Annotated in this window: 22 protein-coding genes; 5 read left to right on the top strand and 17 right to left on the bottom strand. The window is 71.3% G+C overall.

The features are described from left to right. Positions 1-102: 102 nt before the first annotated feature. Positions 103-1,092 carry a sialic acid TRAP transporter substrate-binding protein SiaP gene (locus tag ACTIFU_RS02900; RefSeq protein ID WP_439576783.1) on the top strand — a complete coding sequence of 330 codons (990 nt, stop codon included), beginning with the start codon at positions 103-105 and terminating at the stop codon, positions 1,090-1,092. Between the two features lie 45 nt (positions 1,093-1,137). Here ACTIFU_RS02900 and ACTIFU_RS02895 read toward each other — a convergent pair whose 3' ends face one another. Continuing rightward, the gene (locus ACTIFU_RS02895; RefSeq protein ID WP_439576782.1) at positions 1,138-2,253 is read right to left on the bottom strand and encodes a mandelate racemase/muconate lactonizing enzyme family protein; all 1,116 of its coding nucleotides are present in this window, start codon (positions 2,251-2,253) and stop codon (positions 1,138-1,140) included. A 70-nt stretch (positions 2,254-2,323) separates the two neighbouring features. On the opposite strand from ACTIFU_RS02895, the gene ACTIFU_RS02890 reads away from it, so the two are divergent. Beyond that, complete coding sequence (locus ACTIFU_RS02890) at positions 2,324-2,899, top strand: TRAP transporter small permease (protein ID WP_439576781.1); 576 nt, start codon at positions 2,324-2,326, stop codon at positions 2,897-2,899. Then, a complete protein-coding gene (locus ACTIFU_RS02885) occupies positions 2,896-4,173 on the top strand; it encodes a TRAP transporter large permease (protein ID WP_439576780.1) in 1,278 nt (425 codons plus the stop codon). Before ACTIFU_RS02890 ends, ACTIFU_RS02885 begins: the two co-directional genes overlap by 4 nt. Here ACTIFU_RS02885 and lpxB read toward each other — a convergent pair. The 9 genes from lpxB to hisI all read right to left on the bottom strand — a co-directional run bounded on the left by lpxB (position 4,164) and on the right by hisI (position 12,116). After that, positions 4,164-5,312 (bottom strand): lipid-A-disaccharide synthase, encoded by a 1,149-nt coding sequence (lpxB, locus tag ACTIFU_RS02880; protein WP_439576779.1) that lies wholly within the window; start codon positions 5,310-5,312, stop codon positions 4,164-4,166. The genes ACTIFU_RS02885 and lpxB overlap by 10 nt on opposite strands. Further along, complete coding sequence (locus ACTIFU_RS02875; protein WP_439576778.1) at positions 5,309-6,517, bottom strand: M20/M25/M40 family metallo-hydrolase; 1,209 nt, start codon at positions 6,515-6,517, stop codon at positions 5,309-5,311. The genes lpxB and ACTIFU_RS02875 overlap by 4 nt, the downstream gene beginning before the upstream one ends. Continuing rightward, positions 6,514-7,395: a carbon-nitrogen hydrolase family protein gene (locus tag ACTIFU_RS02870; protein ID WP_439576777.1), complete on the bottom strand. Its 882-nt coding sequence runs from the start codon at positions 7,393-7,395 to the stop codon at positions 6,514-6,516. Before ACTIFU_RS02870 ends, ACTIFU_RS02875 begins: the two co-directional genes overlap by 4 nt. After that, positions 7,395-8,003, bottom strand: coding sequence for a GNAT family N-acetyltransferase (locus tag ACTIFU_RS02865; RefSeq protein WP_439576776.1), 609 nt, complete (start codon positions 8,001-8,003; stop codon positions 7,395-7,397). Before ACTIFU_RS02865 ends, ACTIFU_RS02870 begins: the two co-directional genes overlap by 1 nt. Positions 8,004-8,053: 50 nt before the next feature. Next, positions 8,054-8,851 carry a phosphonate ABC transporter, permease protein PhnE gene (gene phnE, locus ACTIFU_RS02860; RefSeq protein WP_439576775.1) on the bottom strand — a complete coding sequence of 266 codons (798 nt, stop codon included), beginning with the start codon at positions 8,849-8,851 and terminating at the stop codon, positions 8,054-8,056. After that, positions 8,844-9,656 (bottom strand): phosphonate ABC transporter ATP-binding protein, encoded by an 813-nt coding sequence (locus tag ACTIFU_RS02855; protein WP_439576774.1) that lies wholly within the window; start codon positions 9,654-9,656, stop codon positions 8,844-8,846. Before ACTIFU_RS02855 ends, phnE begins: the two co-directional genes overlap by 8 nt. After that, entirely contained in the window at positions 9,653-10,513 is an 861-nt protein-coding gene (locus tag ACTIFU_RS02850) for a PhnD/SsuA/transferrin family substrate-binding protein (RefSeq protein WP_439576773.1), read from the bottom strand. The genes ACTIFU_RS02855 and ACTIFU_RS02850 overlap by 4 nt, the downstream gene beginning before the upstream one ends. Before the next feature lie 104 nt (positions 10,514-10,617). Beyond that, a complete protein-coding gene (locus ACTIFU_RS02845; protein WP_439576772.1) occupies positions 10,618-11,691 on the bottom strand; it encodes a CobW family GTP-binding protein in 1,074 nt (357 codons plus the stop codon). Continuing rightward, a complete protein-coding gene (gene hisI / locus ACTIFU_RS02840; protein ID WP_439576771.1) occupies positions 11,688-12,116 on the bottom strand; it encodes a phosphoribosyl-AMP cyclohydrolase in 429 nt (142 codons plus the stop codon). Before hisI ends, ACTIFU_RS02845 begins: the two co-directional genes overlap by 4 nt. A gap of 68 nt (positions 12,117-12,184) precedes the next feature. Between hisI and ACTIFU_RS02835 the strand changes: the two genes are divergently transcribed. Next, positions 12,185-12,676, top strand: coding sequence for a transcriptional repressor (locus ACTIFU_RS02835; RefSeq protein ID WP_439576770.1), 492 nt, complete (start codon positions 12,185-12,187; stop codon positions 12,674-12,676). Here the strand turns inward: ACTIFU_RS02835 and ACTIFU_RS02830 are convergent. The 5 genes from ACTIFU_RS02830 to ACTIFU_RS02810 are packed head-to-tail and all read right to left on the bottom strand — an operon-like array spanning position 12,666 to position 16,593. Beyond that, positions 12,666-13,103, bottom strand: coding sequence for a bleomycin resistance protein (locus tag ACTIFU_RS02830; protein WP_439576769.1), 438 nt, complete (start codon positions 13,101-13,103; stop codon positions 12,666-12,668). The two genes, ACTIFU_RS02835 and ACTIFU_RS02830, sit on opposite strands and share 11 nt — an antisense overlap. Positions 13,104-13,128: 25 nt before the next feature. Continuing rightward, entirely contained in the window at positions 13,129-14,358 is a 1,230-nt protein-coding gene (metC, locus tag ACTIFU_RS02825; RefSeq protein ID WP_439576768.1) for a cystathionine beta-lyase, read from the bottom strand. 17 nt (positions 14,359-14,375) lie between these two features. Next, positions 14,376-15,239, bottom strand: a complete 864-nt coding sequence (sseA, locus tag ACTIFU_RS02820) for a 3-mercaptopyruvate sulfurtransferase (protein ID WP_439576767.1) — start codon at positions 15,237-15,239, stop codon at positions 14,376-14,378. Between the two features lie 2 nt (positions 15,240-15,241). Beyond that, positions 15,242-15,964 (bottom strand): alanyl-tRNA editing protein, encoded by a 723-nt coding sequence (locus ACTIFU_RS02815; RefSeq protein WP_439576766.1) that lies wholly within the window; start codon positions 15,962-15,964, stop codon positions 15,242-15,244. Next, positions 15,961-16,593: an NUDIX domain-containing protein gene (locus tag ACTIFU_RS02810; protein ID WP_439576765.1), complete on the bottom strand. Its 633-nt coding sequence runs from the start codon at positions 16,591-16,593 to the stop codon at positions 15,961-15,963. The genes ACTIFU_RS02815 and ACTIFU_RS02810 overlap by 4 nt, the downstream gene beginning before the upstream one ends. 80 nt (positions 16,594-16,673) lie before the next feature. Between ACTIFU_RS02810 and ACTIFU_RS02805 the strand changes: the two genes are divergently transcribed. Next, positions 16,674-17,609, top strand: coding sequence for a DMT family transporter (locus ACTIFU_RS02805; protein ID WP_439576764.1), 936 nt, complete (start codon positions 16,674-16,676; stop codon positions 17,607-17,609). 246 nt (positions 17,610-17,855) lie between these two features. Here ACTIFU_RS02805 and ACTIFU_RS02800 read toward each other — a convergent pair whose 3' ends face one another. Beyond that, positions 17,856-19,034, bottom strand: coding sequence for a multidrug effflux MFS transporter (locus ACTIFU_RS02800; RefSeq protein WP_439576763.1), 1,179 nt, complete (start codon positions 19,032-19,034; stop codon positions 17,856-17,858). A gap of 65 nt (positions 19,035-19,099) precedes the next feature. Further along, on the bottom strand, positions 19,100-19,462 hold a 363-nt coding region (locus tag ACTIFU_RS02795), incomplete at its 5' end, for a DUF4175 family protein (protein WP_439576762.1).

Below are 19,462 nucleotides of genomic sequence, written 5' to 3'. Positions count from 1 at the left end.
CGGTCCGGCGGCCGCCCCGCGCTTGCGTTCGCGCCCCTGATCCGGCTATGGGAGCTGATACATCAGACTGGACCCGGTCGCAAAAGCCGGAAGGGAGGAACGATGATCCGCTTTACCGTTGCCGCGCTCGCGGCGGCCTTCGCGACCACGACGGCGCTGCCGGCGGATGCGCAGACGCGGCTAAGGTTCGCGCATGTGTATGAGGTGAACGAGCCCTACCACACCGAGGCACTGTGGGCGGCGGAGGAGATCGCGAAGCGGACGAACAACCGCTGGCGGATCGAGGTGTTCCCGGCCTCGGCCCTGGGCAATGAGCCGGCGATCAACGAGGCGCTGACGCTCGGCACGCTTGACATGATCTACACCGGCACCGCCTTTGCCGGCAGCCGCCATCGGCCGATCGCGATCAGCAATGCGCCGTTCATCTTCCGCGACTTCGACCACTGGCTGGCCTATCGCGACAGCGACCTCTTCAAGGAGCTCGCCGCCGGCTATGACCGCGCGACCGGCCACCGGATCCTGGCGCTGACCTACTACGGCGCGCGGCACGTGACGGCGAACAAGGCGATCAATCGGCCCGAGGACATGCGCGGCATGAAGCTGCGCGTGCCACAGGCGCCTCTGTTCCTGATGTTTGCGCGCGCGGTGGGCGCGAACGCCACCCCGATTGCCTTCGCCGAGGTGTATCTGGCGCTTCAGAACGGCACGGTTGATGGACAGGAGAACCCGCTGCCGACCATCCAGGCGAAGAAGTTCTACGAGGTGCAGAGCCACATCAACCTGACCTCGCATATCGTCGACAACCTGCTGACGATCGCGGGCGGGCAGTTCTGGCGCCGGTTGAACGCGGCGGACCGGACGGTGTTCGAGCAGGTCTGGCGCGAGGCCGCGGCGCGCGCGACCTATGCCATCCGCACTTCGGAGGAGACGCTGCCGGCCTGGTTCGAGCAGCAGGGCAAGACGGTGGTGCGCCCGGATCTCGCCGCCTTCCGTGCGGCGGCCGCGCCACTGCACAACGACGCCTCAGCCGGCGCCGGCTGGACGCGCGAGCACTATGACCGGTTCATGGCGCTCGGTGCGCGGACGAACTGAACACGTCGGATCGCGGGGCGGGCGTGCAGCCCGCCCCGTGCCGCTTCAACGCTCGATCACGATCGGCGTGAAGCGCTGATGGCGCTGCATCGCCGCACGATCCCAGACGATGCCGTTGCCGGGCACGTCGCTCGCGCGCGCGACGCCATCCGTGATCGCGACCCGGTTTTCCATGATGTCGTCGAGCTGGGGGATATGCTCGAGCCACAGGCTGTTCGGCACAGCGCAGCAGAGCGGCAGATGCAGCTCCATCAGGTAGTGCGGGCAGACCGCCACGTTGAACGCCTCGGCCATGTGCGCGACCTTCAGCCAGGGCGTGATGCCGCCGATCCGCGCGACGTCCACCTGCACGATGCGGCAGGCATTGCGCGCGAGATAGTCGCGGAACTGCGCGGGGTGGTAGAGGCTCTCGCCGATCGCGACCGGAATGGTGGTTGTCGCGCAGAGCCGCGCATGACCTTCGACATCCTCGGCCGGCAGCGGCTCCTCGTACCAGGCGAGCCCCAGCCCCGCCGCTTCGAAGGCGCCGGCCCGACGGATCGCCTCGCTGACGGTGAAGCCCTGGTTGGCGTCGGTCATCAGCTCGACGCGGTCGCCGATCGCGCGGCGCACGGCCTCGAGCCGCGCGACATCCTCGCGCAGATGCGGCTTCCCGACCTTCACCTTCACGCCGCGGAACCCCTTCGCGGCGGCGGCCTCCGCGTCCGCGACCAGCTGCGCAGTCTCGACATGCAGCCAGCCGCTCTCGGTGTCGTAGACCGGAATGCTCTCCTTCGCGCCGCCGGCGAGACGATGCAGCGGCAGGCCGAGCCGCCGCCCGCGCAGATCCCAGAGCGCCGTATCGACCGTAGCGAGCGCAAGCGCCGTGAGCGGCCCGACCGAGAGCGCATGGGTGTGCCAGAACAGGTCCTGCCAGATCGCCTCGATCGCGTCGGGATCACGGCCGATCAGGCGCGGAGCAAAATGATCCCGCATGAGCGCGATCACGGAGGACCCACCGGTACCGATCGTGTAGCTGTAGCCGGTGCCGTCTGCCCCGTCCTCGCATACGATGCGCACGATCGGCGTCTCCTGGCAGGTGAAGGCCTGGATCGCGTCGCTGCGCGGCGTCTTCGGGGTCAGGTCGATCTGGCTGATCTCGATGCGCGCGATCCGCGCCATGGGGGTTCCTCCTCGACTGGGCGCGGTCGCGCCGCGTCCAGTCTAGGTGCGCGAAGGACGGAGGGAAGGGGTGGCTGAGAACCAGACGCCGGCGAATGACGACGCCACCCCGGGCTTCGAGGAGCTGCTGCACCAGCAGGAGGACGCCGAGCTGCACGAGCCGCCGGGCGACTGGCGGATCGAGGACTGGATCGTCTTCGGCATCTTCTGGGTGCTCGCGGGCGTGGTGTTCCTGCAGTTCTTCACCCGCTACGTGCTGAACGACTCGATCGCCTGGACTGAGGAGATCGCGCGCTACCTGCTGATCTGCGTCACCTTTGTCGGGGCGGCGATGGCGGCGCGCAAGGGCACGCATATCGCGCTCGAAATCGTGCTCTACATCCTGCCGCCCGGGCCGAGACGCTGGCTGCGCATCCTGCTCTCGCTGATCGCTGTGGTGTTCTTCGGCGTCGCTGCGTGGCTCTGCTTCGAGATCGCCGAGGCGATGTGGTATCAGCCGATGGTGGTGGTCGATCTGCCGCTCGGCCTCGTCTACTACGTCGCCTTCTTCGGCCTGGTGCTGACGACGATCCGGTTCGCCTGGTACGCGGTGACGACCTTCAGGGCCGGCGAGCAGCCGCGCGAGTCCGAGGGGATGCGCACGTGACTGCGCTGCTGTTCCTCTCCTTCATCGGCTTCCTGCTGATCGGCCTGCCGGTGGCCGTCGCGCTCGGCGGTGCGTCACTGCTCTATGTCGCGCTCACGGGCGACCTGCCGCTGCTCGTCGTCGTGCACCGGATGGTCAACGGCATCGACAGCTTCCCGCTGCTCGCGGTGCCGTTCTTCATCATGGCCGGCAACCTGATGAACAGCGCCGGCATCACCGACCGCATCTTCCACTTCGCCATCGCCGCCGTGGGTTGGGCCAAGGGCGGCCTCGGCCACGTCAACGTGTTTGCCTCGATCATCTTCGCCGGCATGTCGGGCACTGCGGTGGCGGATGCCGGCGGTCTCGGCACGATCGAGATCAAGGCGATGCGGGACAACAAGTACCCCGACAACTTCGCCATCGGCATCACCGCCGCCTCCTCGGTGATCGGGCCGATCATTCCGCCGTCCTTGCCGCTGGTCATCTACGGGGTGATGGCGAACACCTCGGTGGGTCAGCTCTTCGCCGCCGGCATCCTGCCGGGGCTGCTGATCGCGGTGATCCTGTTCGGCTGGGTCGCCATCGTGGCACGGCTGAGGAACTTCCCTCGCGACGCCTCGTTCGGCTGGATGCGACTCGCGCATTCGACCTTCCGCGCCGTGCTGCCGCTGATGACGCCGGTGATCCTGATCGGCGGCATGAAGTCCGGCATTTTCACGCCGACCGAGGCGGCGATCGCGGCGACCGTCTACGCGCTGTTCCTCGGCCTGGTCGCGTATCGCACACTCGGCTGGAACCGGCTGGTGCGGGTGTCGATGGAGACGATCGAGACCACCGCGATCATCCTGATGATCGTCGCCGGCGCCTCGATCTTCGGCTGGCTGATCACCACGACGCGGATCAGCGAGGAGGTGGCCGAGGCGGTCCTCTCCGTCACCGAGAACAAGGTGCTGGTCCTGCTGCTGGTGAACCTTCTGCTGCTGGTGGTCGGCTGCTTCCTCGAAACGATCGCCGCGATCACCATCCTGGTGCCGGTGCTGCTGCCGCTGATCACCAAGATCGGCGTCGACCCGGTGCAGTTCGGCATCATCATGACGCTCAACCTGGTGATCGGCCTGCTGACGCCGCCGGTCGGAATGGTGATCTACGTGCTCGCGCGGATCGCGAACCGCAGCTTCGAGTTCACCACAGCGGCGATCGCACCGTTCCTGATCCCGTTGTTCGGCGCGCTGCTGGTGGTGACCTACTGGCCGGGCTTCGTGCTCTACCTGCCCGAGGTGTTCTACCGCTGAGGAGCGGCAAGCTCGGCGAGCACGGCCTCGGCGGCGGCCTCCGAGGGCGCGAGCCCGCCGGATGGGCGGAGCTGCGCGAGGACGCGGCCGAAGGCCGCGCGCTGCACCCCGGCTGGAGCCGCGTCGGTGAGGAGCGGCAGCAGCGCTTCGGCCAGCGCCTCCGGCGTGCAGCGCTCCTGGAGGAGCTCTGGTACCACCGGCTCTCCCGCGAGCAGGTTCACCAGGCTCGCATGCGGCACGGTGATCAGGCGCCGGACGATCGCCGCGGTGATCGGGTTCACCCGATAGGCCACCACCTGAGGCACGCCGGCGACCGCCAGCTCGAGCGATGTCGTGCCCGACTTCGCGAGCGCGGCCGTCGATGCGGCCCAGGCATCGTGCTTGCCTGCCGCCTCGGTGAGCACGATCGGCGGGATCGGCCACGGTGCACGGCGTATGGCGTCGACGAGGCGGGGCAGGGTCGGCACGGCAAGCGCGAGATCGCCGACGTACTGGCGGAGGAGCTCTGCCGTGCGCGTGAAGATCGGCAGGTGGCGCGCCAGCTCGCCGCCGCGGCTGCCGGGCATCACCGCGAGCAGCTTCCACGCCGGTTCGAGCCCGTGCGCCGCGCGGAACCGTGCCGCGCCGCCGCGATCGGCGCCGCTCTCGATCACTGGGTGGCCGACGAACGTCGTCGGGATACCGGCCGCCTCGAAGAACGGCGGCTCGAACGGCAACAGCGCGAGCAGCCGGTCCACACGCCTCGCGATCTTGCGCACGCGTCCCTGCCGCCAGGCCCAGACCTGCGGCGCCACGTAGTGGATCACGCGCACGCCCTTCGGCCGCACGCGCCCGGCGAGGCGGAGCGTGAAGGACGGTGCATCGATCGTGACCAGGGCGACAGGTCGGCGCGCCAGCACATCCGCCTCCGCCTCCGCCATCCGGCGCGCAAGGCCACGCAGCTTCGGCAGCACCTCGGCGAGCCCCATCAGCGACAGCTCGTCCATCGGGAAGAGCGAAACGAGCCCCTGCTCGGCCATGCGCGGCCCGCCGATACCGACGAAGGCGAGGTCGGGCCGGCGCGCGCGCAGCGCCGCCATCAGCCGCGCGCCAAGCATGTCGCCTGACGCCTCGCCGGCGACCAGGTAGAGCAGTGTCATCCGCCGAGGATGTCGCGCGATGCCGCCTCGATCGTCTCGGCGACGGCGATCAGTTCCGGGATCAGCACGTACTCGTCGCCCCCGCCCATGCCGTAGGGCGTGGGGCCGAACACGGCGGTCGGGATACCGGCGAGCCGGAACAGCCGCGCATCCGAGGCGCCGACGCGCATGTTCAAGACCGGTTCCGTGCCGAGCACGCGTGCGGCGCTGCGGCGCAGCGCCTCGAACAGCGGGTGGGTGGGGTCGGTCACCGTCGGTTCCCAGGCGACACGCACGGTCATGCTGACGCGCGGGAGGTCGGCGATCGCGGCGCGGGCGGCGGCGATGACCGCGGCGGTGGTGGCTCCCGGCGGCAGGCGGATGTCGAGCCCGGCGATGGCGCGGTCCGGCACCAGATTGGGCGAAATCCCCGCCGCGATCGTGCCGAGATTGACCGTGATGCGCGTGAGCGTGTCTGCCTCGCCGGCACCGCCGAGCGGTTCGCTCACCGCCCGCGCCGCCGCGCTCGCCTCGCGAATCGATGCCGGAGCATCAACCGGCCAATCGCGCAGCGCGAGGATGCGGCGCACCGCCTCCATCAGCCGCTCGGCCGCGTTGTCGCCGCGATGCACATGCGCGCCGTGTGCCGCGCGTCCTTCCGCCGCGAGGTCGAGCCACACCATGCCCTTCTCGCCGAACCGGATCACGGCAGGGCTGCCGGCATCCGGCACGATCGCGACATCGCCGCGCACGGCCGGCACCGTGTCGAGCAGGAACTGCGTGCCCGACGTGCCCATGCTCTCCTCGTCGCCAGCGAGCGCGAGGACGAGCTCACCGGCGAAGTCGGGTCGCTCAGCGAGCGCCGCCAGCGCGGCGATCGCGGCGGCGATCCCGCCCTTCATGTCGGCAGCGCCACGGCCGTAGAGCCGGTCGTTCCGGATCGTCGCGGCGAAGGGTGGCACCGACCAACGTGACGGATCGCCGGCGGGGTAGGTGTCGAGGTGTCCGGACAGCACGAGCCGCTTGCCCGGACGCGCGCCGGGCAGCACCGCGACGACGTTGCGAACCGGCTCCGCCTTGGTGTGCTCCGTCACGACCACGCCGGGAATCGCACGCAGCAGACGGATCGCGACCTCGGCTGCCGCCCGCGTATCGTCTGGCGGGTTCTCGCTCGGCGCCGCGATCAGCCCGACGGTTGCACGCAGCAGCAGATCACGGTCGATCATGTGGCCACCGGAGCGAGCGGCGAGATGACGGCGCTGGTGATCGGCTCGTCCGGCCAGTCGCGGTGATTGCGCACCGCACCGTGCTCGCGCACACGCTCGATCGTGCCGGGATCGAGATCGGCGATCACTGCGCCAGGTGTGTCTTCAGCGCCCTCGGCGATGATCCCATCGGGGGGGAAGCCACGATCCGCGGGACCATAGATGCCCGCGCGGCCATGATTGGTGTTCAGGCTCTCGCACCACGGCGCCGCACCAAGCGTGGGCGCGACCGCGACGAAGCACTGGTTCTCGATTGCGCGGGCGCGCGCGCAGACCGTGACGCGCGTCGCGCCGGCGACGGTATCGGTACACGCCGGCACCAGCACGAGCCAGGTGCCGGCAGTGACCATCGCGCGCACGATCGATGGGAACTCGGCGTCGTAGCAGACCGCGATGCCGAGCCGGCCCCATGGGGTCTCGATCGCCACCGGCGGGCCGCCCGGGGCGACGCCCCACTCCTCGGTCTCGAACCGCGTCATGCGGCACTTGCGCTGGACCGCGCGGCGTCCGTCGGGCGCGAACAGCGTCGCGCGGTTCACCAGCCTGCCGCCCTCCGGCACCGGCAGCGAGCCGCCGAGCAGCCAGAGCCCGTGGGACGCGGCGCCGCCCTCCATCGCGTGCTCGAGCGCGTGCGCGAGCGCAGCCGTCTCCGCCACCTCCGCCCGGGCCCCGCACCCTGCGGCACGGGCAGCACCCACCTCCACCGCGGCATATTCCGGCAGCATGACGAGATCGACGCCCTGCGCGGCCAGCTCGCCGAGCGCGCGATCCAGCCGTTGCGCGAACGCCTCGACCGAGTGGGTGCGCTCGACCGTCCAGGCGAGAGCGGCAAGACGCATCACGCCGGCCCCGGCGCGAGGCGCTTCAGCCAGAAGGCGAGGCGGTGCGGCGTCTCCTCGGCCGCGCCGATCTCCTTCCAGCGCATGGCGCAGGCGAGCTCCGGCGCGGGTGCGTAGCCTCGGTTGCGCCAGAACGCATCGAGCGGGACGTGGTCCGCCGGCCTGCGCGGATCGGCCGGATCGCGGACCACGGCGCAGAACGCCGCCGTGTCGATGCCGGGGAAGCGTCGCGCATGCGCCTCGCGCTCGGTGAAGAAGCCGACGCCCACGCCACGGCCGCGATACGCGGGCAGCAGCACCGACTCGCCGAAATAGAACACGCGGCCGAGAGTCCAGCCGGCAGTGACGAACGGGGTCTTCACCGCCTCACCCTCCTCGACCAGTGGCAGGCAGGTCGAGGCGCCGACCACGCGGTCGCCGTCGAGGGCCAGCACCACGGCGGCACCGGGCGCGGCGGCGTAGCGCGCGAGGTAGCGCTCCTCGGAGGCGGCATCGCCGTCGTAGAGATAGGGCCATTCGCGGAACACGGCGATGCGCAGCCGCGCGACATCGGCGAGGTGCGGGCGCAGCGTGCCGCCGGTGACGCTGGCGAGTCTCAGGGCAGCCATGAGCCTAGGCTTAGGCGCTGGCGCGCCGCCCGGCAACGCCGGCGCGGCGGTCAGGCGATGATGCGCCGGCGCAGCGCCTGGCTCGCCTGCTCCACGGCCAGGACGAGCACGAAGATCGCGAGGATGATGCTTGCCGCCTCGGGGTAGTTGAAGAAGCTGATCGCCACTTCGAGCTCCATGCCGATCCCGCCCGCGCCCACCAGCCCGAGCACGACCGAGGACCGCGTCGCCTTCTCGAGCGAGAACAGCGAAGTGCCGATCATCGCCGGAGCGGCGGCCGGAATCACCGCCGAGACGACGATCGCACCGCGACCCGCGCCAAGCGCAGCGAGTGCCTCCTGCGGGCCGCGATCGGCCTCCTCCATCGCCTCGGCGAAGAACCGGCCGCAGAAGCCGATCGTGTCGACGATCAGCGCGAGCGTGCCGGCAAACGGCCCGAGCCCCACGGTGACAACGAAGAACAGCGCCCAGATCAGGTCGGGCACGGTGCGGAACAGGCTGATCAGCCCGCGCGTGGCGAGCTCCATCACGCGATGCGGCGACAGCCGTCGCGCCGCCAGTACCGCGAGCGGCAAGGAGAGCGCGGCCCCGATCGCCGTGCCGGCGACCGCCATCATGAACGTCTCGGCGAGGGCCGCGAGCATCGGGCCGAGCCGTTCCGTGGAGGGTGGGAACAGATTGGCGGCGAACCGGCCCATTGCCGGCAGCCCCTCGACGAAGGTGCCTACCGAGAATCCGACACCACGCAGGCTCGCGGCCAGCAGCGCCAGCGCCGCGACCCAGAGCAGGAACGCAAGGATCCCCGGGCGCTCGAACCGTGCCGGCGCACGCAGCGCGGCGTCAGTCAAAAAACCGCTCCAGCACCGGGGCAAGCGCCGGCCGCGTCGGCTCGTCCAGCACGACGCGCCCCGCGCGCAGTCCGACCACGCGGTCCGCGTAGGCGAGTGCGTGCGCCATGCCATGGGTGGTGAACAGCAGCGTCATCCCCGCATCGCGCGTGAGGGTCGCGAACAGCGCCATCACCTCCTCGCCGGCGGCCGGGTCGAGGCTCGCGACCGGCTCGTCGGCGAGCATTGCCTCCGGGCGCTGCATCAGCGCGCGCGCGATCGCCACACGCTGGCTCTGTCCGCCCGAGAGCGTGTCGGCGCGCTGGCGTGCAAGATGGGGCAGCCCGACGCGCGCGAGGCACGCCATTGCTTCGTCGCGCAGCGCACGCGGGGCGATCGCCTGGTGCGCGGCCCGCAGATCGGTCCGTCCGAGCGCGCCGTGCACGACATTGGTCAGCACCGTGAGCCGCGGCACGAGATTGTGCCTCTGGAACACGACGCCGACGCGCCGGCGGAGCCGTCTGAGCGCCCGCCCGCCGAGCCGCGAGACCGACTCGCCGAGCACAACCGGCTCGCCGGCGTCGGGCTCGACCAGGCGCAGCAGGGTGCGGAGCAGCGTCGACTTCCCAGCCCCGTTGGCGCCGATCAGCGCCACCGTCTCGCCGCGGCGGACAGCGAGCGAGACGCCGTCCAGCACCGTGACGCAGCCGAACCGCTTGACGATCCCCTCCGCCGCGATGTCAAGCGGATGCGCGCGGGCGTCGAGGCAGGGAGCCGCCGGCGCGCCAGCGGGGCCGACGGCGCGCTCGGCCGCGAGCGTCGTCAATTGCCGGGGAACTCGCTGAACTGCGCCTGACCGATGGTGCGGTACATCGACCGGACATAGTTGAAGTCCGCATCCTGCACGCCCGCGAGGAAGCGCATCCCCGTGTACTTCCGGTTCGGCTCGACCGACAGGATGGCGGCGATCAGCGCATCGCTGTGCGCGACGAAGGTCTCGCGCACCTGCGTGACCACTGCGGGCGCGACGTGCGCCCCGGCGATCAGCACGTCGTCCGGCAGGTCGCGGCCGCGCGCGATCACGCGGAAGGCCGTGTCCTTCTCGCGCTCGCGCAGGCGCAGGAGGTCCGTGAAGTTGAACCCGGCGGCGGCTACGTCGCCGCGCTTCAGGCTCTCGACCTGCACCGGCACGGAGAGATGCACGGGCTGGATGTCGCGCCGCGGATCGATGCCCTGGTCGGCCAGCACCTGCATCGGCGCGAGGTGGCGGCTGGTGGAACCGACCGCGCCGAACGCGACCTTGCGGCCCTTGAGGTCGGCCGGAAGCTGGTAGGGACTGTCGGCGAGCACGACGATGTTCGCGTAGTAGTCCGGACGCGAGAAGATCACCACCGGCCGGACCTCGCTGCGCGCACGGAACACCACGTACTCGGCCGGGCCGGTCAGCACGAAGTCGATCCGTCGCGCGTTCATGGCCTCGACCGCGGCGGTGCGGTTGTTCACCGGGAAGAACCGCATGGCGATCCCGGAGGCCTTCCGGAATGCCTCCGCGAAGGGCCCCCATTCGCGCTGGAGCGCCTCGAGTCCTTCGACGTCGGTGACCGCGAGCGTGATGGTCTGCGTCTGCGCGGCAGCCGGCAGGGCGGCGGCAAGCATAGCCGCCAGCATGGCGCGTCGGAGCATGGGGGCCTCCTTCTCCCGTTCGTATCGGAAGGCACCATGCCGCGCGGCGGTGACGGGTCGATGACGGAGCGGTGAAGCCTGTGTGACGGCCGCGCCGGCAGCGCTCAAGAGGCGCGAATCGCCTGCTCCCGTGCGCTCGCGTCCTGGAACGCGCGCAGCCCCTCCTCGATCACCGCGCGGTCGAGATCGCGCACGATGAAGACGATGCGCGATCGGCGCGCCTCGCCCTCGGGCCAGGCGGGCAGGGGCGCGGGCGGGTGGAACAGGTGCTGCACGCCGTGGATCGCGATCGGCCCGTCCTGACCGGCGACGTCGAGCACGCCCTTCACGCGCAACAGCGACTCGCCGCGGGTGACGATCAGCATTTCAAGCCAGGTCGCCACCGCCTGCCAGTGGAGCGGCGCATCGAAGGTCAGGCAGAAGGCACGGATGCGCGTGTCGTGGCGGTTGACGTCGTGCGGGTCCTGCCCGTGCGCGTGGCCGTGGTGATGGTGATCGTGGCGATCATGCGCTTCATAGGCTTCGGCGTTCAGCCAGGCGGCGACGTCGGGGATCTTGCGCGCAGGATCGAACAGCCCCGCGTGGAGCAGAAGCGCCGGATCGACCTCGCCCATCGCGGCGACCATCAGCGGCGCGGCCGGGTTGAGCCGCGCGATCCGCGCGCGCAGCGCCTGCACGGTCTCGGGCGCGGCGAGCTCGGCCTTGCTCAGCACCAGCCGGTCGGCGACCGCGACCTGCTTCACGCTCTCGGGCTGCGCATCGAGCGTGGCCGCGCCGTTCACGGCATCGACCACCGTGACAATGCCGTCGAGCCGGTAGTGGCGCAGCACGCCGGGATCGCCCATCAGCGTGTGCAGGATCGGCGCCGGGTCGGCGAGCCCGGTCGTCTCGATCACGACGCGGTCGAACTCGAGTGCGCCGCCGGTCCGCTGCACCGCAAGACGGTTGAGACTCTCGACCAGTTCGCCGCGCACGGTGCAGCAGAGGCAGCCGGAGGCGAGCAGCACCACATCGCCCTCGACGCGCTCCACCAGCAGGTGATCGAGCCCGATCTCGCCGAACTCGTTGATCAGCACGGCGGTGCGCGCGAGGTCGGGGTGGCGCAGCAGCCGGCTCAGCAGCGTGGTCTTGCCCGCACCGAGGAACCCCGTGAGCACGGTGACGGGGATGCCCCTCATGCGTCGCGCCCGCCGTAGAGCGTGGCCGGATCGGCCTGGGGGGCGAGGATCGTCGCCACTGCGCCGTCGCGGATCGCGGTGAAGAAGCAGGAGCGCCGCCCGGTATGGCACGCGACGCCGTGCTGGTGCACGAGCAGCAGCACCGTGTCGCCATCGCAATCGACGCGCAGATCGACCAGGGCCTGGGTCTGGCCCGAGCGCTCGCCCTTGCGCCAGAGCGCGCCGCGGCTGCGCGAGAAATAGCAGGCGCGTCCGGTGGTGAGCGTCTCGGCCACCGCCTCGCGGTTCATCCAGGCCAGCATCAGCACCTCGCGTGTCGCGGCATCCTGGGTGATCGCGGGCACGAGGCCCCGGTCATCGAACCGGATCGCCGCGATCAGCGCGGCGCGGGCGGTCTCGGACGGCGGTGTGTAGGGTGCGGCCACGTGGGCTGACCTCCTCGACTCAGTCTGTTATCTTATAACGGATGAAGCGCGGAGCAACCGGAGCGGCGATGCCGAGCCAGGACGGCAGGTTCCCGAAGCGGGTGGAGGTGATGCTGGACGCCGCGCATGCCGCCTGCGCGGCGCAAGGCGCCCGGCTCACCGCCTTGCGGCGCCAGGTGCTCGGCCTGGTGCTGGAGAGCGCCCAGCCAATCGGCGCCTATGCGCTGCTCGACCGGCTGAAGGAGAGCCGCACCGGTGCGGCACCGCCAACGGTGTACCGCGCGCTCGAGTTCCTGCTGGAGCACGGTTTCGTGCACAAGGTGGAGCGGCTGAACGCCTTCATCGGCTGCCACAGCGCGACCTCGGGGCACGAGCACCACGATCACGATCACGCGCATACGGTTCAGTTCCTGATCTGCGGCAAGTGCGGCCGGGTGCAGGAACTGGAGGATGAGTCCGTGCGGTCCGCGCTCGCCACGGCCGCATCGCGCGCGGGCTTCGCGCCGGGCCGGATGACCGTGGAAGTCGAGGGCGTCTGCCGCGACTGCGCTAGGCCGTGACCGGCCGCGTGCCGAGGCTGGTGCAGAACCGGAGCAGATAACCGTCCGGGTCCTGCACCAGAAGCTGCGCCTGGCCGTGCTCGATCTCGCCGTCGCGATACCAGGCGACGGCGAGATCGCGATAGAGGCCGACGCCGGCGGCGATGAGACGCGCGTGCAGGAGGGTGACGTCGTCGACCTCGATCTGGAGGTTGATCCCGCGCCCGAACGGCCGGTCGAGCGGGCCGGTCCCCCAGGATCGGTCGCCAAGCTGTTCCAGCATCACCTGCGCGGTGCCGAGCTGGAGGCACGCGAAGCGGTGCTCCGGACGCGTGAACCGCACGCCGAAGCCGAGCGTGCCGCACCAGAACGCAAGACTCGCGTCCAGGTCGCTGACGATGAGCTCCGGAACGAGCCGTGCCCAGCCGCCGTCGTCAGGTGCGGACATCGGCCGGCGTGGCCACGACCGGGCGCTACTTCGACGCCTCGGCCTCGTCGCGATGCGCGGTCAGTGCCGCCATGCCGTGCTCGAGATCGGCGATCAGATCGCTCACATCCTCGAGCCCGACATGGATGCGCACGGCCGGCCCGCCGAGGTCACCCGAGGTCGCGGTGCGGCGGATGAATCCCGTCGTCGGCAGGGCGAGGCTCTCGTAGCCGCCCCAGGAGGCGCCTATGCCGAACAGGGTCAGCGCATCGACGAAGGCATGCGTCGCCTCGACCGAGTAGTCCGGACGGAACACCACGCCGAACAGGCTGCAGGCGCCGGAGAAGTCGCGCTTCCAGAGCTCGTGTCCAGGCGCGCCGGGCAGCGCCGGATGCCGCACGCCCAGCACCTCGGGCCGGCCGGCAAACCAGCGCGCGACCTCAAGCCCCGCGTCCTGCTGCGCCGCCAGCCGAACCGGCATGGTCCGCACGCCGCGGAGTGCGAGCCAGCAGTCGTCGGGACTTGCGTAATGCCCGTGCGCGAGCGCGGTGGAGCGGATCGCGGTCCAGTCCTCAGACGTCGCGACGGTGATGCTGCCGAGCAGCACGTCGGAGTGACCCACGACGTATTTCGTCAGCGCCTGGATCGAGACATCCACCCCGTGGCGGAACGGCTGGAAGTGATGGATGCCCCAGGTGTTGTCCATCAACACCTTCGCTCCCTTCGCGTGCGCGGCGCGCGCGATCGCGGGGATGTCCTGCATCTCGAAGCTGTGGCTGCCCGGGCTCTCGGTATAGACCACGCGAGTGTTCGGCCGAATCAACGCGGCCATGCCGGCCTCGTCCACCGTCGGGTCGTAGAAGGTCGTCTCCACGCCCATGCGCGTGAGCTGGGTCTCGGCGAAGGCGCGCGCCGGGCCGTAGACGCTGTCGGGCAGCAGCAGGTGATCGCCAGCGCTCAGATAGGCGAGCAGCGGCACCGTCACGGCGGCGAGGCCGGTGCCGACGATCTGGCAGCGCGCGCCCCCCTCGATCTCGCAGATCACGTCCTCGAGCGCGTGATGGTTCGGCCCGCCCTGGGTGCCGTAGGTCAGCGCCTGGTCGTACCGTTTGGTGGCCGAGGCGATCCGGTCGGCAACGCGCGGATAGAGCACGGTCGAGCCGCGGTGCACCGGCGGGTTGACGAAGCCGTGGACCTTGGTGCCGGCGCGTCCGGCATGGCTCATGCGGGTGCGGAACCCGTGTCTCGCGCCGCGCGGGCGCACGTCATCCGGCATCGGTGTCTCTCTTCGGTTCAGCCAGTCACGATGGGTGTGTCATCGCGCCCGCCCCATTCCGCCCAGGACCCGTCATAGACCGCGACGTCGGGCAGGCCGGCGAGATGGGCGGCGAAGGCGATCGCGCAGGCGGTGACACCCGAGCCGCAGGAGGCGATCGCCGGGCGGGTGCCGTCCACGCCCGCCTCCTTGAGCAGGGCGCGCAGCTCGCCGGCCGGGCGGAAGGTCGCGTCCGGCCGCAGCAGGGTCGTGTGCGGCAGGTTGGTGCTGCCGGGCACGCGCCCGCCCCGCACGCCCGGGCGCGGCTCCGGCGCCTCGCCCCGGAAGCGCGGCGCCGGGCGTGCGTCGACCAGCACGGTGTGCGGCTCGGCGATGGTGCCGAGCACGTCGCGCCGGTCCTTCACCAGCCAGGGCCGGAAGGCGGGCGCGAACACCGTCGGCACGGGCGGGGGCGGCTCGCCGGACTCCGAGGCGTGGCCAGCGGCGATCCAGGCCGGCAGCCCGCCGTCCAGCACCGCGGCTCGGTCGTGGCCGAACACACGCATCATCCACCAGCCGCGCGCGGCCGAGCTCAGCCCCTTCTGGTCGTAGAACACCACGCGGGTCGCGTTCGAGATCCCGAGCGCCTGCATCGCCGCGGCGAACTCGGCGGGCGGGGGCAGCATGTGCGGCAGACCGGTGGAACGGTCGGCGACCGCATCGATGTCGAGATAGCGCGCGCCGGGGATGTGTGCGCGGCGATACTCGGCGAACCCGTCCTTGTCCTCGTTCGGCAGATACTTGGTGATGTCGATCACCGCGAGGTCGGGCGAGCCGAGGATGGCGGAGAGTTCCTCGACCGACACCTGCGCCTCGGGGTTCGCGTAGCCACGATCATCCATCGTCACGCCTCCAGCACGAGCGCGATGCGCCGGTTCTGCCGCCCCTTGTTCTCGACCTTGCCGATCGCGATCCGGCCGATCTCGCCGGTGGAGCGCACATGGGTGCCGCCGCAGGGCTGGAGATCGACCGGTGGGTCGCCGGCGCCGATCCGCACCAGGCGCACCCGCCCGGCGCCGCGCGGCGGCTTCACCGAAAGCGTCCGCACCAGGCCGGGGTTGGCATCGAGTTCGTCCTCGCCGATCCACTCGGTCGTCACCGGATGGTCCGCCGCGATCAGCGCCGCGAGGCCCGCGTTCAGCGTGTCCTTGCCCGGCGCCTCCGGCAGGTCGAAGTCGAGCCGGCCCTTGCCGTCGCCGATCGCCCCGCCGGTGACGGCCGCACCCGGGATCAGGCTGCACAGCAGGTGCAGCGCGGTGTGCATGCGCATGAGCCGGTGGCGGCGGTCCCAGTCGACCGAGGCGGTGACGGTCGCGCCGGGCGCGGGTGCGCTCGCGTCCGCCGCAAGACGATGCAGGATCGCGCCGTTCTCGCCCTTCACAGCCTCGGTCACCGCGAGCGTGCTGCCGTCGGCGAGCACGAGCCGGCCGCTATCGCCGGGCTGGCCGCCGCCGGTGGCGTAGAGCACGGTCCGGTCCAGCACGATGCCGTCGGGTCCGGCAGCGATCACCCGCGCCGAGGTCTCGCGCAGATACGCATCGTCGCGGAACAGGGGCTCGGTGGTCATGTCCAGCGCTGCCTCAATGCATCGCGTCTCGCCCGCAGCGCGTAGAGCGCGATCGCCGTCGTCGCGTTGACGATCCGCCCTTCGTCCAGCCAGGCGAAGGCGGCAAGGGCGGGCACCACGATCACGCGGATGTCCTCGTGCTCGTGATCCAGCCCGGCATGGCCGGCCACGCCGTCCGCGCCCGCCTGCGGCGCTGCCACGCGGCCGATGAACACCGCGATCGTCTCGTCCGCCACGCCCGGGGTGAGCAGGAACCGCCCCGCCGGTTCCAGCGCGCGGAGGGCAAGCCCCGTCTCCTCCTCGGTCTCGCGCCGTGCGGCCTCTTCCTCGCTCTCGCCGGCATCGACCAGGCCGGCCGCGGCCTCGATCAGCACCGGCTCCATGCCGGCGGCGAGCGCGGGCAGGCGGAACTGCTCGATCAGCACCACCAAGTCCGCGGCTGGATCGTAGGGCAGCACCGCGACCGCGCGGCCGCGGCGCAGCACCTCCCAGGTCGCGGGGCCGATGCGCCGTCCGCCGAAGCCCTGGACGGTGAAGCGGACCTGCTGGAGCGCCGTGCGGCCGCGCCAGACGGTCTCGATCGCCTCGATCGCGACCGCAGGGTGATGGGGAATGGCGAGTTCGGCCATGGACGCGCGACCCTAGCCGCTGCGCGCTGGCCCGGCCAGGGGGGGCGGGGTAGGGTGGCGGCGAGGAACCGCCCGCCGCCGTGACCCCGCCCGACGACGAGTCCGAGGATGCTGCGCTCCGCCGGCGGCGAGCGCGTGCGATCGCCGCAGTGGTCGGCGCCGCGGCGACCTTCGCGGTCGCGGCGTCGCTGGTGAAGTGGATCGCCGCCGAGATCCCGACCATCCAGATCGTGTTCTTCCGCTCGGTCGTGTCGCTGATCGCGCTCAGCCCGATGATCAGGCGCGAGGGCGGGGTGAAGGTCCTGGCGACGCGCCGCTTCGGCTGGCATGTGCTGCGCACCGTCGCCGGATTCGGCGGCATGTTCACCACCTTCTATGGCTACGCCCACCTGCCGCTCGCCGAGGTGACCGCGCTCGGCTTCACCATGCCACTGTTCCTCACCGCGCTGTCCATCCCGTTCCTCGGCGAGCAGGTCGGGATCCGGCGGTGGAGCGCCGTCATGGTCGGATTTCTGGGGGTCCTGCTGATCCTGCGCCCAGGCGCCGGCGATATCGCGCTCGGGCCTGCGCTCGTGGTCGTGTTCGGGGCGGTCTGCTGGGCCGTCGCCATGATCGCGATCCGCCGCATGGGCGAGGTCGGCGAGAGCAACGTGGTGATCGTCGCCTGGTTCTCGATCGGCGGCACGGTGCTGGCGGGCACGCTGACGCTGTTCGCCTGGGTGACGCCGAGCCCCCAGCAGTTCGCGATCCTGGTCGGTGTCGGGCTGGTCAGCACGCTCGCGCAGCTGCTGATCACCGAGGGCTATCGCCGCGGCGAGACCACGCTGGTTGCCCCCTTCGAATACACCGGGATCCTGTGGACAGCCGTGATCGGCCTCGTGGTCTGGGGCGAGCAGCCGGCGCCGACCATGCTCGCGGGGGTGGCGGTGCTGGTCGTTTCCGGTCTGTACATCCTCCACCGGGAGGTGATGAAGCGACAGACGATGCCGGCATCCGGCGAGAAGCCCGGGCGCTAGAAGGGCTTGATGGGAGCCTGCGGCGTCGCCTGACGCACAGCGATCCGCGCTCGCCAGGTGGCAAGCGACGGATCGCCGCGCAGCCCGCCTGCCCAGAGACGCGGGCGCGTGGATCGCCACGGTCCAGGGGCTCGATGGTCGCAGCCGCCGCCATTGGGCCTGGGGGGCGCTGACGACACCACCGATGCCGATGGAACAGGCGTGGCGACCTCGGCCAGCCCGGCCGCTGCCCCATCTCCCATCCCGCTAGCGAGGCCGGAGCACGCTTCGCCGCCAACGCTCCGCCAGCAGGGCGCCGACACCGCCAAGCAGGATCAGCACCGCCATCGGCCGCGCCGTGCCGTCCGCCAGCAGCGACGCCCCCGCCGCCGCCACCCCGCCCAGCGCGAATGCCAGCATCCCCATCAGCGCCGATGCCGTGCCGGCACGGGATGCCTGCCGCGCCAGCGCGAGCGCCGAGGCGTTCGGCACCACAACGCCCAGGGCGCCGGTGGCGAGCGCCAGCGGGATCACCAGCCCGGCCAGCCCACCCGCCCCGGTGAACGCCGTGACCGCCACCACCAGCGAGGCGACGCCCAGCACGGTCACGCCGATCGCCAGCAGCACGCTCGGCGGATGACGTTTGAGAAGCCAAGCGTTCAGCTGCGCCGCACTGACGTAACACGCCGCGTTCGCACCGAAGAACACCGCATAGGCCGAGGCACCCAACCCGTGCACGCCCATGAAGGCCGTGGGCGAGCCGGCGATATAGGCGAACATCGCCCCCACCCCGGCCGCGGATGCCAGGGCTGGTGCCAGGAACGTCCGATCAGCGGCCGCAGCGGCGTAGGCACCGGCGATGCCGAGCAGGTTCCTCCGCACCCGGCGCTCCGGCGGCAACGTCTCCGCGAGCGCGAACCGCGTCAGCGCCAAACACCCCACGCCATACGCCGCCAGCACCCAGAAGATCGCGCGCCAATGCGCGACCTCGAGCACCAGCCCGCCGAGCGAGGGGGCGAGGATCGGCGCCGCGCCCATCACCAGGATCAGCCGGCTCATCAGCCGTGCCGCCGCCGCCCCCTCTGACACATCGCGCACGACCGCACGCGGGATCACCATCCCCGCCGAACCGCCGAACGCGGCGAGCGCGCGGAACAGGGAGAAACTCGTCGCCCCCGGCGCGAGCGCGCAGCCGACCGAGGCGACCACATAGACCACGCCGCCCGCGAGCAGAGGCCGCCGCCGGCCGAACCGGTCCGCGAGCGGCCCCTGCGTCAGCTGCCCGACCGCCAGCCCGACGAAGAACGCCGCGAGCGTGGTCTCGGCCGTGCCCGCGCCGCCGAACTCGGCGGCGATCGCCGGAAAGGCGGGCAGGTACATGTCGATCGAGAGCGGCCCCACGGCGGTGAGGATGCCGAGGACCAGGGCAAGACGGGCGTGGGACACGGGCGGAAAGACGCACGCGCGAGAGGCGCGCGCAAGCGCCTCCCAAGGTGGTGGCGGTGGACCGCTCAGAACCGGCGCAGCAGACGGTCGATGTATTCGAGCTCGGGCTGCGGACGCTCGCGCTCGCCGGCACGGCGGCGCAGCTCCTCCTGGATCTCGCGGGTGCGCTGCATCTCCATCTCGTCGGGCACGCGCACGTCCGAGCCCTCGTCGCGGCCACCGACATTGTCGCGCCGCGGCCGGCCGAGCGGGTCCCGCCCCTGGCCCATCTGGCGGCCCTCGCCGGAGGTGTCGCCGCCCATCTCGGTGTTGTCGCCGCCGGAATCGCCCTCGCCCTCGCCGGGCTCCATCATCCCCATCATCCCGGCCATCTGGTTCTGCATCTCGCGCCCGCCCTCCTGCAGCGCCTCGATCGCGCGCTGCTGTGC

The sequence above is a fragment of the Elioraea sp. genome, from assembly GCF_051860475.1.
GTDB lineage: Bacteria > Pseudomonadota > Alphaproteobacteria > Acetobacterales > Acetobacteraceae > Elioraea.
This window is presented reverse-complemented; position numbering and strand designations above follow the sequence as displayed.